General features: G+C 70.0%; 15 protein-coding genes. All 15 read left to right on the top strand.

From position 1 onward, the window contains the following. The first annotated feature begins 11 nt into the window (after positions 1 to 11). Positions 12 to 1,274, top strand: a complete 1,263-nt coding sequence (gene hisS / locus CP978_RS07100; protein ID WP_043438546.1) for a histidine--tRNA ligase — start codon at positions 12 to 14, stop codon at positions 1,272 to 1,274. Between the two features lie 342 nt (positions 1,275 to 1,616). Then, entirely contained in the window at positions 1,617 to 2,273 is a 657-nt protein-coding gene (locus CP978_RS07095) for a vitamin K epoxide reductase family protein (protein WP_043438544.1), read from the top strand. A gap of 79 nt (positions 2,274 to 2,352) precedes the next feature. Continuing rightward, complete coding sequence (locus CP978_RS07090; RefSeq protein ID WP_043438542.1) at positions 2,353 to 3,708, top strand: replication-associated recombination protein A; 1,356 nt, start codon at positions 2,353 to 2,355, stop codon at positions 3,706 to 3,708. A gap of 367 nt (positions 3,709 to 4,075) precedes the next feature. Then, the gene (gene rpsD, locus CP978_RS07085) at positions 4,076 to 4,690 is read left to right on the top strand and encodes a 30S ribosomal protein S4 (protein WP_043438540.1); all 615 of its coding nucleotides are present in this window, start codon (positions 4,076 to 4,078) and stop codon (positions 4,688 to 4,690) included. A 185-nt stretch (positions 4,691 to 4,875) separates the two neighbouring features. Continuing rightward, positions 4,876 to 5,331 (top strand): DUF948 domain-containing protein, encoded by a 456-nt coding sequence (locus CP978_RS07080; RefSeq protein ID WP_043438538.1) that lies wholly within the window; start codon positions 4,876 to 4,878, stop codon positions 5,329 to 5,331. Positions 5,332 to 5,338: 7 nt separating this feature from the next. Continuing rightward, entirely contained in the window at positions 5,339 to 5,689 is a 351-nt protein-coding gene (locus tag CP978_RS07075) for a hypothetical protein (RefSeq protein WP_043438536.1), read from the top strand. Further along, complete coding sequence (alaS, locus tag CP978_RS07070; protein WP_043438533.1) at positions 5,689 to 8,361, top strand: alanine--tRNA ligase; 2,673 nt, start codon at positions 5,689 to 5,691, stop codon at positions 8,359 to 8,361. The genes CP978_RS07075 and alaS overlap by 1 nt, the downstream gene beginning before the upstream one ends. 15 nt (positions 8,362 to 8,376) lie before the next feature. Continuing rightward, positions 8,377 to 8,841 (top strand): Holliday junction resolvase RuvX, encoded by a 465-nt coding sequence (gene ruvX, locus CP978_RS07065; RefSeq protein ID WP_043438530.1) that lies wholly within the window; start codon positions 8,377 to 8,379, stop codon positions 8,839 to 8,841. A 302-nt stretch (positions 8,842 to 9,143) separates the two neighbouring features. Next, entirely contained in the window at positions 9,144 to 11,066 is a 1,923-nt protein-coding gene (gene mltG / locus CP978_RS07055) for an endolytic transglycosylase MltG (RefSeq protein ID WP_150478159.1), read from the top strand. Next, a complete protein-coding gene (locus CP978_RS07050; protein ID WP_043438525.1) occupies positions 11,047 to 11,895 on the top strand; it encodes a shikimate dehydrogenase in 849 nt (282 codons plus the stop codon). Before mltG ends, CP978_RS07050 begins: the two co-directional genes overlap by 20 nt. 153 nt (positions 11,896 to 12,048) lie before the next feature. Next, complete coding sequence (locus CP978_RS07045) at positions 12,049 to 12,447, top strand: serine/threonine protein kinase (RefSeq protein WP_227745334.1); 399 nt, start codon at positions 12,049 to 12,051, stop codon at positions 12,445 to 12,447. A gap of 192 nt (positions 12,448 to 12,639) precedes the next feature. Further along, positions 12,640 to 13,824 carry a chorismate synthase gene (aroC, locus tag CP978_RS07040; RefSeq protein WP_043438520.1) on the top strand — a complete coding sequence of 395 codons (1,185 nt, stop codon included), beginning with the start codon at positions 12,640 to 12,642 and terminating at the stop codon, positions 13,822 to 13,824. Next, a complete protein-coding gene (locus tag CP978_RS07035) occupies positions 13,821 to 14,336 on the top strand; it encodes a shikimate kinase (protein ID WP_043438517.1) in 516 nt (171 codons plus the stop codon). Before aroC ends, CP978_RS07035 begins: the two co-directional genes overlap by 4 nt. Then, the gene (gene aroB / locus CP978_RS07030; RefSeq protein ID WP_043438514.1) at positions 14,333 to 15,424 is read left to right on the top strand and encodes a 3-dehydroquinate synthase; all 1,092 of its coding nucleotides are present in this window, start codon (positions 14,333 to 14,335) and stop codon (positions 15,422 to 15,424) included. The genes CP978_RS07035 and aroB overlap by 4 nt, the downstream gene beginning before the upstream one ends. 194 nt (positions 15,425 to 15,618) lie before the next feature. Further along, positions 15,619 to 16,473 (top strand): Pro-rich N-terminal domain-containing protein, encoded by an 855-nt coding sequence (locus CP978_RS07025; RefSeq protein WP_079162045.1) that lies wholly within the window; start codon positions 15,619 to 15,621, stop codon positions 16,471 to 16,473. Positions 16,474 to 16,510: the final 37 nt, after the last annotated feature.

Raw genomic sequence — 16,510 nt, 5'->3', positions numbered from 1 at the left:
AGAGACCTTTCGTGAGCACCTTCAAGGCCCCCAAGGGCACCTACGACCTGATCCCCCCGGAGTCCGCCACCTATCTCGCGGTGCGTGAGGCGATCGCCGCCCCGCTGCGCAACTCCGGCTACGGCTACATCGAGACGCCCGGCTTCGAGAACGTCGAGCTGTTCGCGCGCGGGGTGGGCGAGTCCACCGACATCGTGACCAAGGAGATGTACGTCTTCGAGACCAAGGGCGGCGACCGGCTCGCCCTGCGTCCGGAGACGACGGCACCCGTGCTGCGCGCGGTGCTGGAGGCCAATCTGCACAAGACCGGAAACCTGCCGGTGAAGGTCTGGTACTCCGGTTCGCAGTACCGCTACGAGCGTCCGCAGAAGGGCCGCTACCGGCACTTCTCGCAGGTGGGTGCCGAGGCGATCGGCGCCGAGGACCCGTATCTGGACGCCGAGTTGATCATCCTGGCGGACCAGGCGTACCGCTCGCTCGGCCTGCGCGACTTCCGCATCCTGCTGAACAGCCTCGGCGACCGGGAGTGCCGGCCGGTCTACCGTGCCGCCCTCCAGGACTTCCTGCGGGTCCTGGACCTGGACGAGGACACCCGGCGCCGTATCGACATCAACCCGCTGCGGGTGCTGGACGACAAGCGGGAGTCGGTGCAGAAGCAGCTGACCGGCGCCCCGCTGCTGCGGGACTACCTGTGCGACGACTGCAAGGCGTACCACAAGGAGGTCCGCGAGCTGATCACGGCGGCGGGCGTCTCCTTCGAGGACGACCCCAAGCTGGTGCGCGGACTGGACTACTACACGCGCACCACCTTCGAGTTCGTGCACGACGGTCTGGGCTCCCAGTCCGCGGTGGGCGGCGGCGGCCGCTACGACGGACTGTCGGAGATGATCGGCGGACCCGCGCTGCCGTCCGTGGGCTGGGCCCTGGGCGTGGACCGCACCGTGCTGGCCCTGAAGGCGGAGGGCGTCGAACTTCCGATCCCCGCGTCCACCAGCGTGTTCGCGGTCGCCCTGGGCGAGGAGGCCCGCAGGCTGCTGTTCGCCAAGGTCACGGAGCTGCGCCGGCTGGGCGTCGCGGCGGACTTCTCCTTCGGGGCCAAGGGCCTCAAGGGCGCGATGAAGAACGCCAACCGCAGCGGCGCCCGCTACACCCTGGTGGCCGGCGAGCGGGACCTCGCGGAGGGCGTGGTCCAGCTGAAGGACATGGAGACCGGCGAGCAGACCGCGGTCGGCGTGAACGAGATCGTGGCGGAACTGGAGACCAGACTCGGCTGATCCGCACCACCTGAGCGCAGGGGCCCCGGGCGATCCGCCCGGGGCCCCTCGCCTCGATCACCACCGTCGTCTGCCGCGCCGTCTCACGAGCGTCAACACCGTCGGCGCTGTTTCGCCCTGCCGGGCGATGCCGACTTTTCGAGTGCCTCGCGCGCATGCCCTGCACGGGGTCCGCCCCGGCCATGGTCACGGCCTTCTGCCAGGGCCGGCTCCTGCGGACACGGCCGTGCGCACATGAACAGGCGCCCAAGCTACTCACATGAGTAGGTTGCGCCGTGCGTCCATGCGGCACAATGACCTCTGACCAGAGCTCCGCCCTCGACGAGCATCGGAATCGACGTGATGACCAAGACGACAGTGCAGGACGTCTCCGCCGGGTCGACCGAACCGGAACGCCTCGACGCGCCCCGGACGGTGGGCGGCAGCCGTGTGTTCGCGCTGCTGCTGGTGATCACCGGCGCCGCCGGTGTGCTCGCCTCCTGGGTCATCACCCTCGACAAGTTCAAGATCCTCGAGGGCAAGGTGAGCGGCAAGACGGTCGTCCCCAACTGCAACATCAACCCCGTCGTGTCCTGCGGCAGCGTCATGGAGAGCAAGCAGGCCGCGGTCTTCGGGTTCCCCAACCCGATGCTGGGTCTGGTCTGCTACGGCATCGTGATCTGCGTCGGCATGAGCCTGCTCGCCCACGCCCGCTTCCCCCGCTGGTACTGGCTGACCTTCAACTTCGGCACGCTCTTCGGGGTCGGCTTCGTCACCTGGCTGATGACCCAGTCGCTGTACGAGATCAACGCGCTGTGCCTGTGGTGCTGCCTGGCCTGGGTCGCCACCATCACCATGTTCTGGCACCTCACCTCCTTCAACATCCGCAACGGCTTCCTGCCCGCCCCGAACGGGGTGAAGAACTTCCTCGGCGAGTTCACCTGGGTGCTGCCGGTCACCCATGTCGGCATCATCGCCATGCTGATCCTGACCCGCTGGGGCAGCCAGCTCTGGGCCTGAGAAGGGCCGCGCACACACCGGGCCGGGCGGGGACGCCCGGCCCGGCCGTGTTGTCGGCGGGGTGACATAGGGTTTCAGCGTGGAGCCCGACCTGTTCACCGCCGCCGCCGAAGACCGCCAGGAGAAGGACCCGACAGGCAGCCCCCTGGCGGTCCGTATGCGTCCCCGCACCCTCGACGAAGTGGTGGGCCAGCAGCATCTGCTGGGGCCGGGGTCCCCACTGCGCAGACTGGTCGGCGAGAGCGGCTCGGGCCCCGCCGGCCCCTCCTCGGTGATCCTCTGGGGCCCGCCCGGCACGGGCAAGACGACCCTCGCGTACATCGTCTCCAAGGTCACCGACAAGCGCTTCGTCGAACTGTCGGCGATCACCGCGGGCGTCAAGGAGGTCCGCGCGGTCATCGACGGCGCCCGCCGCGCCATCGGCGGCTTCGGCAAGGAGACCGTCCTCTTCCTGGACGAGATCCACCGCTTCAGCAAGGCCCAGCAGGACTCCCTGCTCCCCGCCGTCGAGAACCGCTGGGTGACCCTGATCGCGGCGACCACGGAGAACCCGTACTTCTCGGTGATCTCCCCGCTGCTGTCCCGCTCGCTGCTGCTCACCCTCGAACCGCTCACCGACGACGATGTGCGCGCTCTGCTCCGCCGGGCCCTGACCGACGAACGCGGTCTGAAGGGCGTCGTCGGGCTCCCCGAGGACACCGAGGCCCATCTGCTGCGGATCTCCGGCGGCGACGCCCGCCGCGCCCTGACCGCGCTGGAGGCCGCCGCCGGGGCCGCGCTCGACAAGGGCGAGCCGGAGATCGCCCTGAGCACCCTGGAGGAGACCGTCGACCGGGCCGCGGTGAAGTACGACCGCGACGGCGACCAGCACTACGACGTGGCGAGCGCGCTGATCAAGTCCATCCGAGGCTCGGACGTCGACGCGGCGCTGCACTATCTGGCCCGGATGATCGAGGCCGGCGAGGACCCCCGCTTCATCGCCCGCCGTCTGATGATCTCCGCCAGCGAGGACATCGGCCTCGCCGATCCCCACGCCCTGCCGATCGCGGTCGCCGCCGCCCAGGCCGTCGCGATGATCGGCTTCCCGGAGGCCGCGCTCACCCTCAGCCACGCCACCATCGCCCTGGCCCTGGCCCCCAAGTCCAATGCGGCGACCACGGCGATCGGCGCGGCCATGGAGGACGTCCGCAAGGGACTGGCCGGCCAGGTGCCCCCGCATCTGCGCGACGGCCACTACAAGGGCGCGGCCAAGCTCGGCCATGCGCAGGGCTATGTGTATCCGCACGATCTGCCCGAGGGCATCGCCGCCCAGCAGTACGCCCCGGACGCGCTCAGGGACCGCACCTACTACACCCCGACCCGGCACGGCGGTGAGGCGCGGTACGCGGACGCCGTCGAGTGGACCCGTAAGCACCTCGGCCGGAAGCAGTCCTAGGGCGTCCCAGGGGGTGTCGGGCATCTCCTGGCCACCCTGTAGACTTTCCCGAAGCGCTGAGTCCCGTGTCCGGCCCTGGTCGGCATCACCAGAACGGGACATCCAGCCGGAGCTCCGGGGTCGTTCGCGGCCACGGGGATCCAGGAGCGTCGCGCACCGTCGAACGGTGTCGCGGGCAGCCCACCACCTCCCCGGCACGCCCGGGGTACGGGTCGGTGGGCCACTCGCGTGCTGCACATAGTGCCCAGACCAGGGGAGCGGCTGCCCGGCAGGTCCCATGCGGACCCGCGGGTTTCCCCGGCTGCGGATGCGACCTCCCCTAACCCTGGTGAAGCCGTACACACAGAAAAAACGAGGTGTTTGGTTCATGGCGAACCAGTCCCGCCCCAAGGTCAAGAAGTCGCGTGCCCTCGGTATCGCGCTGACCCCGAAGGCCGTCAAGTACTTCGAGGCCCGCCCCTACCCGCCGGGTGAGCACGGTCGTGGCCGCAAGCAGAACTCGGACTACAAGGTCCGTCTGCTGGAGAAGCAGCGTCTGCGTGCCCAGTACGACGTCTCCGAGCGTCAGCTGGTCCGTGCCTACGAGCGTGCCGTCAAGGTGCAGGGCAAGACCGGTGAGGCCCTGATCGTCGAGCTGGAGCGCCGTCTCGACGCGCTGGTCCTGCGTTCGGGCATCGCCCGCACGATCTACCAGGCCCGCCAGATGGTCACCCACGGCCACATCGAGGTCAACGGCCACAAGGTCGACAAGCCGTCGTACGGTGTCCGTCCCGACGACGTCGTGATGGTCCGTGAGCGCAGCCGCGACAAGGCGCTCTTCCAGGTCGCCCGCGAGGGTGGCTTCGCCCCCGACGGCGAGACCCCGCGCTACCTCCAGGTGAACCTCAAGGCCCTGGCGTTCCGCCTGGACCGCGAGCCGAACCGCAAGGAAGTTCCGGTGATCTGCGACGAGCAGCTCGTCGTCGAGTACTACGCCCGCTGATCCTCCGGCGGACGCAGGACTTTCCACCCGGCGGCCCGCCGTCTCCCCGCCCCTCCCGGGCGGGCGAGGCGGCGGGCCGCCGCGGTTCCACCGGGACCTGCCCCGAATCCGGTACGGACTCCCGGCCCGGGCGCGATAGGCTCGGGGGACGACTTTTCGATGTTCAGACACGTTCCAGGGAGCGGGTGCGCACGGTGTCCGGTGGAGAGGTGGCCGGGATCCTCGTGGCCGTGTTCTGGGCGATCCTGGTCTCCTTCCTCGCCGTCGCACTGGTGAGGCTGGCCCAGACGCTCAAGGCGACCACCAAGCTGGTGGCGGACGTGACCGACCAGGCCGTTCCGCTGCTGGCCGACGCCTCCTCCGCGGTGCGCTCGGCGCAGACCCAGATCGACCGGGTCGACGCGATCGCATCGGACGTCCAGGAGGTCACCTCGAACGCGTCGGCGCTGTCGACGACCGTCGCGTCCACCTTCGGCGGCCCCCTGGTCAAGGTCGCGGCCTTCGGCTACGGCGTGCGCCGCGCGCTGCTGGGCCGCCGTGAGAATGTGCCCGACCAGGACCCCCGGCGTACCGTGATCGTGGGCCGCACCGTCCCGTCCGTGCGACGGGGCCGGCGGAGCACCCGGGAAAAGAGAGACTGACCGAGCGATGTTCCGCCGTACCTTCTGGTTCACCACGGGCGTCGCCGCCGGTGTGTGGGCCACCACCAAGGTCAACCGCAAGCTGAGGCAGCTGACCCCCGAGAGCCTGGCCGCGCAGGCGGCGAACAAGGCACTCGAGGCCGGTCACCGGCTCAAGGACCGCGCGCTGGGCTTCGCGCTCGACGTCCGCGACAACATGGCGCAGCGGGAGGCCGAACTCGGCGACGCGCTCGGCCTGAACGCCTCCGCGGACCCCGAGCTGCCGGCGCCCCGGCAGCACACCGCCATCGAGAACCGCAACAACCCGAAGTACGTCGGGAGTACGACGTACTCGTACAACCGGAATGAGGACCACTGATGGAGTCGGCTGAGATCCGCCGCCGCTGGTTGAGCTTCTTCGAGGAGCGCGGTCACACCGTCGTCCCTTCGGCGTCGCTCATCGCGGACGACCCGACTCTGCTGCTCGTCCCGGCCGGCATGGTGCCCTTCAAGCCCTACTTCCTGGGTGAGGTCAAGCCGCCGTTCCCACGCGCCACCAGCGTGCAGAAGTGCGTGCGCACGCCGGACATCGAAGAGGTCGGCAAGACCACCCGGCACGGCACGTTCTTCCAGATGTGCGGCAACTTCTCCTTCGGCGACTACTTCAAGGAAGGCGCCATCAAGCTCGCCTGGGAGCTGCTCACCGCGTCCCAGGACAAGGGCGGTTACGGCCTCGACCCCGAGCGTCTGTGGATCACCGTCTACCAGGACGACGACGAGGCCGAGCAGATCTGGCGCGAGGTCGTCGGCGTCCCCGCCGAGCGCATCCAGCGCCTGGGGATGAAGGACAACTTCTGGTCCATGGGCGTCCCCGGACCGTGCGGCCCCTGCTCCGAGATCAACTACGACCGCGGCCCCGAGTTCGGCGTCGAGGGCGGCCCCGCCGTCAACGACGAGCGGTATGTGGAGATCTGGAACCTGGTCTTCATGCAGTACGAGCGCGGCGCGGGCATCGGCAAGGACAACTTCGAGATCCTCGGGGACCTGCCGAGCAAGAACATCGACACGGGCCTCGGCCTGGAGCGGCTCGCCATGATTCTGCAGGACGTGCAGAACATGTACGAGATCGACACCTCGATGGCCGTGATCAAGAAGGCCACCGAGCTCACCGGTGTCGCCTACGGCCATGCGCACGCCTCGGACGTGTCGCTGCGTGTGGTCACCGACCATATGCGCACCGCCACCATGCTCATCGGTGACGGCGTCACCCCCGGCAACGAGGGCCGGGGCTATGTGCTGCGCCGCATCATGCGCCGCGCCATCCGCAACATGCGGCTGCTCGGAGCCACGGGGCCCGTCGTCAAGGACCTGATCAACACCGTGATCGGGATGATGGGGCAGCAGTACCCCGAACTCCTCACCGACCGCGAGCGCATCGAGAAGGTCGCCCTCGCCGAGGAGGCCGCCTTCCTCAAGACCCTGAAGGCCGGCACCAACATCCTCGACACCGCCGTGACCGACACCAAGGCCTCCGGCGGCACCGTCCTCGCCGGCGACAAGGCCTTCCTGCTCCACGACACCTGGGGCTTCCCGATCGACCTCACCCTGGAGATGGCCGCCGAGCAGGGCCTTTCCGTCGACGAGGACGGCTTCCGCCGGCTGATGAAGGAGCAGCGGGAGCGCGCCAAGGCCGACGCCCAGGCCAAGAAGACGGGCCACGCCGACCTCGGTGCCTACCGCGAGATCGCCGACGCCGCCGGGGAGACCGACTTCATCGGCTACACCGACACCGAGGGCGAGTCCACGATCGTCGGCATCCTCGTCGACGGACTCTCCTCGCCGGCCGCCACCGAGGGCGACGAGGTCGAGATCGTCCTGGACCGCACCCCGTTCTACGCCGAGGGCGGCGGCCAGATCGGCGACACCGGCCGTATCAAGGCGGACTCCGGTGCCGTGATCGAGATCCGCGACACCCAGAAGCCGGTCCCGGGCGTCTACGTCCACAAGGGCGTCGTCCAGGTCGGCGAGGTCACCCTGGGCGCCAAGGCCCACGCCACCATCGACTCGCTGCGCCGCAAGTCCATCGCCCGCGCCCACTCGGCCACCCATCTGACCCACCAGGCGCTGCGCGACGCCCTCGGCCCGACGGCCGCCCAGGCCGGTTCCGAGAACCAGCCCGGCCGCTTCCGCTTCGACTTCGGCTCCCCGTCCGCCGTGCCGACAGCTGTGATGACCGACGTCGAGCAGAAGATCAACGAGGTGCTCGCTCGGGACCTCGATGTGCAGGCCGAGGTCATGGGCATCGACGAGGCCAAGAAGCAGGGCGCCATCGCCGAGTTCGGCGAGAAGTACGGCGAGCGCGTGCGCGTCGTGACCATCGGCGACTTCTCCAAGGAGCTGTGCGGCGGCACCCATGTGCACAACACGGCCCAGCTGGGCCTGGTGAAGCTGCTCGGCGAGTCCTCGATCGGCTCCGGTGTGCGCCGTATCGAGGCCCTCGTCGGCGTCGACGCCTACAGCTTCCTCGCCCGTGAGCACACGGTCGTCAACCAGCTCACCGAGCTGCTCAAGGGCCGCCCGGAGGAACTGCCGGAGAAGGTCTCCGCCATGCTCGGCAAGCTCAAGGACGCCGAGAAGGAGATCGACAAGTTCCGCGCGGAGAAGGTGCTGCAGGCCGCCGCCGGGCTCGCCGAGTCCGCCAGGGACGTACGCGGTGTCGCCGTGGTCACCGGCCGGGTCCCCGACGGCACCACCCCCGACGACCTGCGCAAGCTGGTCCTGGACGTGCGCGGCCGCATCCAGGGCGGCCGGGCCGCCGTGGTCGCCCTGTTCACGGTCAACAACGGCAAGCCGCTCACGGTCATCGCCACCAACGAGGCCGCCCGCGAGCGCGGGCTCAAGGCCGGTGACCTGGTCCGCACCGCCGCCAAGACCCTCGGCGGCGGTGGCGGCGGCAAGCCGGACGTCGCCCAGGGCGGAGGCCAGAACCCGGCCGCCGTCCCGGAGGCCGTCGACGCCGTCGAGCGCCTGGTCGCCGACACCGCCAAGTAAGGAACGGCCGACAGCATGAGAAGAGGACGCCGACTCGCGATCGACGTCGGTGACGCCCGGATCGGGGTCGCCTCCTGCGACCCCGACGGCATCCTCGCCACCCCGGTCGAGACGGTGCCCGGACGGGATGTCCCCGCGGCCCAGCGGAGATTGCGGCAACTCGTCGAGGAGTACGAGCCCATCGAGGTGGTCGTCGGGCTCCCTCGCTCCCTCAAGGGGGGCGAGGGCCCGGCCGCGGTCAAGGTCCGTGCCTTCACCCTGGACCTGGCGCGTTCGATCGCGCCCGTCCCGGTCCGGCTGGTGGACGAGCGGATGACCACGGTGACGGCCAGTCAGGGGCTGCGCGCCTCCGGGGTGCGGTCCAAGAAGGGCCGGTCCGTGATCGACCAGGCGGCCGCCGTCGTCATCCTCCAGCAGGCGCTGGAGTCCGAACGGATGTCGGGAACATCCCCCGGCGAGGGCGTCGACATCACCTCGTGAGTTCCTCGGTGTCTTCACCCGTTGTTCGCGGGACGGTCGGCCGAGGTCGGGCGCGATGGACGAGTCTCTCGATGTCGCCCGGTCGGCGTATGCTCCCCGGATCCGGCGGTCGGCTGTGGGGTGGCGACCCGAGCAGGGGACAACCGGACAATTCGACCGGAGAAATGAATCTGAGCTGATCGCGATACGGTAACGTTCCGCGCTGCGGCGGCGTTCGAACAGCTGCCGCACAGCAGGAGAGGCGGACCGGATGTCGTGCCGTAGGTGCTCAGCAACCGTCGCCTCGCGGCTCTAGGGGATCGATGACTGAGTATGGCCGGGGCCCAGGCTCCGCACCGTGGCATCCGGAGGACCCGTTGTACGGGGACGGCGGATGGGAAGGGCAGGGGCAGCCCGCCCAGTCTCCCTACGGCGACCAGCCGCAGCATTACCCGGAGCAGCACCAGCAGCACCAGCAGCAGTACGGCGGTGGCTGGGAGGGTGGCGGGCAGCCCGGCTATGACCAGGGACAGCAGGGCTACCAGCAGTATCCGGACCAGGGCCAGGCGCAGTACCAGCAGCCGCAGCAGTATCAGCAGCAGGGCGGGCAGCCGTATCCGGGCCAGCCGCAGCAGCCGGGGCCGCAGCAGTATGCGGGCCAGCCCCAGGCGGGCGGTCCCCCGTATCAGGGGCACCCCCAGCAGGGCCATCCCCAGCAAGGTCATCCCCAGCAGGGTGGGCACCCGTACCCGGGGCAGCCCCAGCAGTACCCGGTGCAGCAGGAGATGGGCGGGCAGTACTACCCGGGCGGTCCGCAGCAGAACCACGGTGACGGAGGCTGGAACGGCGGTGGGCAGCCCCCCATGCCCTACCCCGGCGACGCCGGTGACCCCTACGGCGCCCAGGCCGGCGGGTACGGCGCCGAGCAGCCCGACCCCCAGCAGTTGCCCGACACCTATCCCTCGCCCGAGTCGTCGCCCGAGCCGTCGGACCGTCGGCGTGCCGAACCGGAGCCGGAGACGGACTGGGACCCGGGTCCCGACCAGGGCGAACATGCCTTCTTCGCGGACGCCGACGATGACGAGGACGACGAGGACGAGGCGCCGCGCGGCTCCCGCGGCCGCGGTGACCGGCGAGGGCGCGGCGGCAAGGGCGAGAAGACCAAAAAGCGCCGTAGCGGAACCGCCTGCCTGGTGGTCGTGCTGGTCGTCGGCGGTGGCACCAGCGGGATCAGCTATCTCGGATACCAGTTCTACCAAAGCCATTTCGGCGCGGCACCCGATTACGCGGGCGAGGGCAACGGCGAGCAGATCAGCGTCACCATTCCGGACGGGTCCGGCGGTTACACCATCGGCCAGCTGCTGAAGAAGGCCGGTGTCGTCAAGAGCGTCGACGCGTTCGTGGCGGCGCAGGAGCAGAACCCCCAGGGCAAGACCATCCAGGCGGGCACCTACCTGCTCAACAAGGAGATGTCCGCGGCCTCCGCAGTCCAGTTGATGCTCAGCCCCAAGAGCAAGAACAACCTGATCATCGCCGAGGGATGGCGCAATGTGAAGGTCTATGCGGCGATCGACGACCGTCTCAAGCTCAAGGCGGGCACCACCCAGGGCATCGCCGAGAAGGAATGGAAGAGCCTCGGGCTTCCCAGTTGGGCCAACACCAACAAGGAAATCAAGGACCCGCTGGAAGGATTCCTCTTCCCGTCCAGCTATCCGGTCACCAAGGGCATGAAGCCCGAGGACGTCCTCAAGCAGATGATCGGTACGGCCAAGAAGAAATATGCCGATTTCGAGCTGGAGAGCAAGGCCTCGAAATTCGATCTGAAGAACCCTCTGGAACTCCTGACGGTGGCGAGCCTGGTCCAGGCCGAGGGGAAGACGCACGACGACTACCGGAAGATGGCCGAGGTGGTCTATAACCGCCTCAAGCCCGACAACACGGAGACCTATCAGCTGCTCCAGTTCGACTCGACCTTCAACTATCTGAAGGGTCAGAGCAACATCCACATCAGCGAGTCCGAGATAAACAGCAATAAAGACCCGTACAACACCTACACCCAGAAGGGCCTGCCGCCCGGGCCGATCGGCAACCCCGGTGCCGAGGCGCTGTCCGCGGCCCTCGACCCGACACACGACGGGTGGATCTACTTCGTCGCCACCGACGGTGTCAGCAAGACCGAGTTCGCCAAGACGCACGCCGAATTCCTGAAGTTGAAGGACAAGTTCGATGCCCTCCGCAAGCAGTGAGCGGACCCGGCGCGCGGCCGTCCTCGGTTCGCCCATCGCCCACTCCCTCTCCCCGGTGCTGCACCGCGCCGCATACGCGGAACTGGGGCTGACGAACTGGTCGTACGACCGTTTCGAGGTCGACGAGAGGGCGCTGCCCGGATTCGTCGGGGGACTCGGACCCGAGTGGGCCGGACTGTCACTGACCATGCCGCTCAAGCGGGCCGTCATCCCGCTCCTCGACTCGATCAGCGACACCGCGGCGTCGGTGGAGGCGGTGAACACCGTCGTCCTCACCGAGGACGGACGGCGTCTCGGTGACAACACCGACATCCCCGGGATGATCGCCGCGCTGCGCGAGCGGGGCGTCGAACAGGTGGAGTCCGCCGCGATCCTCGGCGCGGGCGCCACGGCGTCCTCCGCGCTGGCCGCGCTGTCCCGGATCTGCACCGGCGAGGTCGTCGCCTATGTCCGTAGCGAGACCCGGGCCGCCGAGATGCGGCAGTGGGGCGAGCGGCTCGAGGTGGACGTCCGGATCGCCGACTGGTCGGGAGCCGACCGGGCGCTGCATGCGCCGCTGGTCGTCGCCACCACACCGGCCGGGACGACGGACGCGCTGGCCGCAGCCGTCCCCGCGCGCCCCGCGACCCTCTTCGACGTTCTCTACGACCCCTGGCCCACCGCCCTCGCGGCGCGCTGGTCCATGTACGGCGGCGCGGTCGTGGGCGGCCTGGACCTGCTGGTCCACCAGGCCGTGCTCCAGGTGGAGCAGATGACCGGCTGCGCCACCGCGCCGCTCGGCGTCATGAGGGTGGCGGGTGAACGAGCGCTCAAGGGGACAGGCGTCTGATCCAGTCATGATCTGGCTGGATCGAGCGGTCGGAAAAGATCATTTCGCCGCTACATTCTCGCTGGGCGGTGTCGAGCGACACCGGTGAAGGGGAGAACCGTGCGTAAGTCGATCGGCCGCGTCTTTGCTCTGACTGCGGCAGCCTTTGGGACGTTGCTGGCCGGATCCGGTGTGGCCCATGCGGCGACACCCGCCGAGCAGGCCGTGGCCGCCTGCGGTTCCAGCTACTACGTACAGCGCAGCTACACGCTGGGGTACGGGCAGAGCGTCACCGTCTTCCAGCTTTACAGCGCCTCGACGAAAAGTAACTGTGTCGTCACCGTCAAGCACGAGTCCAACACCTACTACGGCAGAGCCACCGGCCTCGGTGTCGGAATCCAGGCCGAGGGCGGCTCGATGAAGAAGGACGACGGCGACTACAAGTACTACGCGGGCCCCCTCTATCTCAACGCGCCTGGCACGTGCGTGCGCTTCTGGGCGCACTACGACGAGATCGGCGCGTCCACCATTCACAACTGGACCTACACCAGCCCCTACGCGAACTGCGGCTGATACGGACGGCTGGCGGGCCCGAGCCCGTCGGCCGTCGAGGTTCGTCCGCCTGACGGACTAGGGCCGGTTCCTGTCGCCTAACGTGGGAGGATCGGGTAGGCGGGCCGGGGCCGCGCACCCGGTCGCACCGTCGCCGTACGCGAGGACATGCGTACGCAGGGCCGTACCAGGGCGCGAGACTGAGGAGCATCGTTGAGCAGGTTGCGCTGGCTGACCGCGGGGGAATCCCACGGTCCCGCACTTGTCGCGACGCTGGAGGGCCTTCCCGCCGGCGTGCCGATCACCACGGAGATGGTGGCGGACCACCTGGCGCGGCGGCGGCTGGGCTATGGGCGCGGTGCCCGGATGAAGTTCGAGCGGGACGAGGTCACCTTCCTGGGCGGTGTCCGGCACGGCCTCACCCTGGGCTCACCGGTGGCGGTCATGGTCGGCAACACCGAGTGGCCCAAGTGGGAGCAGGTGATGGCGGCCGATCCGGTCGACCCCGAGGTCCTCGCCGGTCTTGCCCGTAACGCCCCGCTGACCCGGCCCCGTCCCGGGCACGCCGATCTCGCCGGTATGCAGAAGTACGGCTTCGACGAGGCACGCCCGATCCTGGAACGGGCCTCGGCCCGGGAGACCGCGGCGCGTGTGGCGCTCGGTGCGGTGGCGCGGTCGTATCTGAAGGAGACGGCCGGGATCGAGATCGTCTCGCATGTGGTCGAGCTGTGCTCCGTGAAGGCCCCGCACGGCGTCTACCCGACCCCCGCCGATGTGGAGAGGCTGGACGCCGACCCGGTGCGCTGTCTGGACGCCGACGCGTCGAAGGCGATGGTCGCGGAGATCGACCAGGCCCACAAGGACGGCGACACCCTCGGCGGAGTGGTCGAGGTCCTGGCCTACGGCGTCCCGGTCGGCCTGGGCTCGCATGTGCACTGGGACCGCAAACTGGACGCCCGGCTGGCCGGCGCCCTGATGGGCATCCAGGCGATCAAGGGCGTCGAGCTCGGCGACGGCTTCGAGCTGGCGCGGGTGCCCGGTTCGAAGGCGCACGACGAGATCGTCAACACCCCTGAGGGCATCCGGCGCGTCTCCGGCCGCTCCGGTGGCACCGAAGGCGGCCTGACCACCGGTGAGCTGCTGCGGGTGCGGGCCGCGATGAAGCCGATCGCGACCGTGCCGCGCGCCCTGAAGACCGTGGACGTGGCCACCGGCGAGGCCACCCAGGCCCACCACCAGCGCTCCGACGTCTCCGCCGTGCCGGCCGCGGGCATCGTCGCCGAGGCCATGGTGGCCCTCGTCCTCGCGGACGCGGTCGCCGAGAAGTTCGGCGGCGACTCGGTCACCGAGACCCGCCGGAACGTCCGGTCCTACCTCGAGAACCTGGCGATCCGGTGAGCGCGCCCCTGATCGTGCTGGTCGGCCCGATGGGCGTGGGCAAGTCCACCGTGGGACTGCTGCTCGCCGAACGGCTCGGCGTCGGCTACCGCGACACGGACGAGGACATCGTGGCCGAACAGGGCCGCTCCATCGCCGACATCTTCGTGGACGAGGGCGAACCGTTCTTCCGCACCCTGGAGAAGGAGGCCGTGCGCCGGGCGGTCGCCGAGCACCGGGGCGTCCTCGCCCTGGGCGGGGGCGCCGTCCTCGACGAGGACACCCGCGCCCTGCTGGCCGGGCACCAGGTGGTCTATCTGTCGATGGACGTCGAGGAGGCGGTCAGGCGCACCGGCCTCAACGTCGCCCGTCCGCTGCTCGCGGTCAACCCGCGCCGCCAGTGGCGGGAGCTGATGGAGGCCCGCCGCCATCTGTACGAGGAGGTCGCGACGGCCGTCGTGGCCACCGACGGCCGCACCCCCGAAGAGGTCGGCCGAGCCGCCCTGGACGCACTGGAGTTGAAGCAGGCATGAGCGAGGACGTGACACGGATCCCGGTCGGCGGCACCGCCGGCACCGACCCGTACGAGGTCCTGGTCGGCCGTCAACTCCTCGGTGAACTGGGCGGCTTGATCGGCGACAAGGCCAAGCGGGTGGCCGTGATCCACCCAGAGGCGCTGGCCGAGACCGGCGACGCGCTCCGCGCCGACCTGGCCGAACAGGGCTATGAGGCGGTCGCCATCCAGGTGCCCAACGCGGAGGAGGCCAAGACCGCCGAGGTCGCCGCGTACTGCTGGAAGGCGCTGGGCCAGTCCAACTTCACCCGCTCCGACGTCATCGTCGGGGTGGGCGGCGGGGCCACCACCGACCTGGCCGGCTTCGTCGCGGCGACCTGGCTGCGCGGGGTGCGCTGGATCGCCGTCCCCACCACCGTGCTGGCCATGGTGGACGCCGCGGTCGGCGGCAAGACCGGTATCAACACCGCCGAGGGCAAGAACCTGGTCGGCGCCTTCCACCCGCCCGCCGGGGTGCTGTGCGACCTCGCCGCGCTGGACTCCCTCCCGGTCAACGACTATGTCTCCGGGCTGGCGGAGGTCATCAAGGCCGGTTTCATCGCCGACCCGGTCATCCTGGAGCTGATCGAGGAGGACCCGGAGGCCGCGCGCACCCCGGCCGGACCGCACACCGCCGAGCTGATCGAACGCTCCATCAGGGTCAAGGCCGAGGTGGTCTCCGCGGACCTGAAGGAGTCCGGCCTGCGAGAGATCCTCAACTACGGGCACACGCTCGGCCATGCGATCGAGAAGAACGAGCGCTATCAGTGGCGCCACGGCGCCGCGGTCGCCGTGGGTATGCACTTCGCCGCCGAACTCGGGCGCCTGGCAGGCCGGTTGGACGACGCCACCGCCGACCGTCACCGCACGGTGCTGGAATCGGTCGGACTGCCGCTGCACTACCGCTACGACCAGTGGCCCAAGCTCCTCCAGACCATGAAGGTCGACAAGAAGTCCCGGGGCGATCTGCTGCGCTTCATCGTCCTGGACGGCCTGGCCAAGCCCACCGTGCTGGAAGGCCCCGATCCCGCGGTCCTGCTCGGCGCGTACGGCGAGGTGGGGGAGTAGCCGCGACGGGAACGCCCCGGCGGGCGAGTCGTTCCCCTCGGGACCGGGTTGTCCCGATGTGCGCGTGGCGAGCAGCACGTCCCGGCGTTCCCGGCCGTTCACACAACGGCGGCCGGGAACGGTACCGTTCGGTGGGGAGCGGGGTGCGCCCCGCTGTCAGTGTCGATCGCCCGCACGAGACGGAGTGCCACCGGATGCAGCACGCAGTGGGAGCTCCGCTGCCGCCCCACCAGCCGGGGCAGGGTCCGGGGACCGCCTGGTCACCCACCGCCCACCACCCGGGACAGCCGGGCGTCCCGCAGGGGACCCCGCCGCCGCCCGCTCCGGGCTTCGCCGCGCCACCGCCCCCCGGCGCACCGCACACTCATGTCCCCCCGCCCCAGCCGCACCTTCCCCCGGCACCCGACGTCACGGGCCAGGTGAGGCTGCCGCCCGAGGTCCCGGCGGGCAGGCCGGGCCCGGCACCCGCCGGTGGTGCGCCCGCCCCCTCGACCACCACGCTGGCCGTGCTGCTCATCGGCCCCGCGGGCGCCGGCAAGACCAGCGTGGCGCAGTACTGGGCCGGCCACCGCCGGGTCCCCACGGCCCACATCAGCCTCGACGACGTCCGCGAGTGGGTGCGCTCGGGCTTCGCCGACCCGCAGTCGGGGTGGAACGACAACTCGGAGGCGCAGTACCGGCTCGCCCGCCGCACCTGTGGCTTCGCGGCCCGCAACTTCCTCGCCAACGGCATCTCGTGCATCCTCGACGACGCGGTCTTCCCCGACCGGCCCGCCGTGGGCCTCGGCGGCTGGAAGCGGCATGTGGGCCCCGGTCTGCTGCCGGTCGTCCTCCTCCCGGGACTGGAGATCGTCCTGGAGCGCAACGCCCAGCGTTCCGGCAACCGCCGGCTCACCGACGAGGAGGTCGCCCGCATCCACGGCCGGATGGCCGGCTGGTACGGCTCCGGGCTGCCGATCATCGACAACTCCCAGCTCGATGTGGAGGGCACGGCCCGGGTCCTGGACGAGGTGCTGGCCCGCTCGATCGCCAGCCCTCCGCAGTGGTGAGACCGCCCCGGCGAACCGTGCGGGCCGGTGCGGCCCA

The organism is Streptomyces nodosus, assembly GCF_008704995.1.
Taxonomy (GTDB): domain Bacteria; phylum Actinomycetota; class Actinomycetes; order Streptomycetales; family Streptomycetaceae; genus Streptomyces; species Streptomyces nodosus.
The sequence above is the reverse complement of the archived record's forward strand: the minus strand, read 5'-3'. Positions and strand labels throughout refer to the sequence as shown.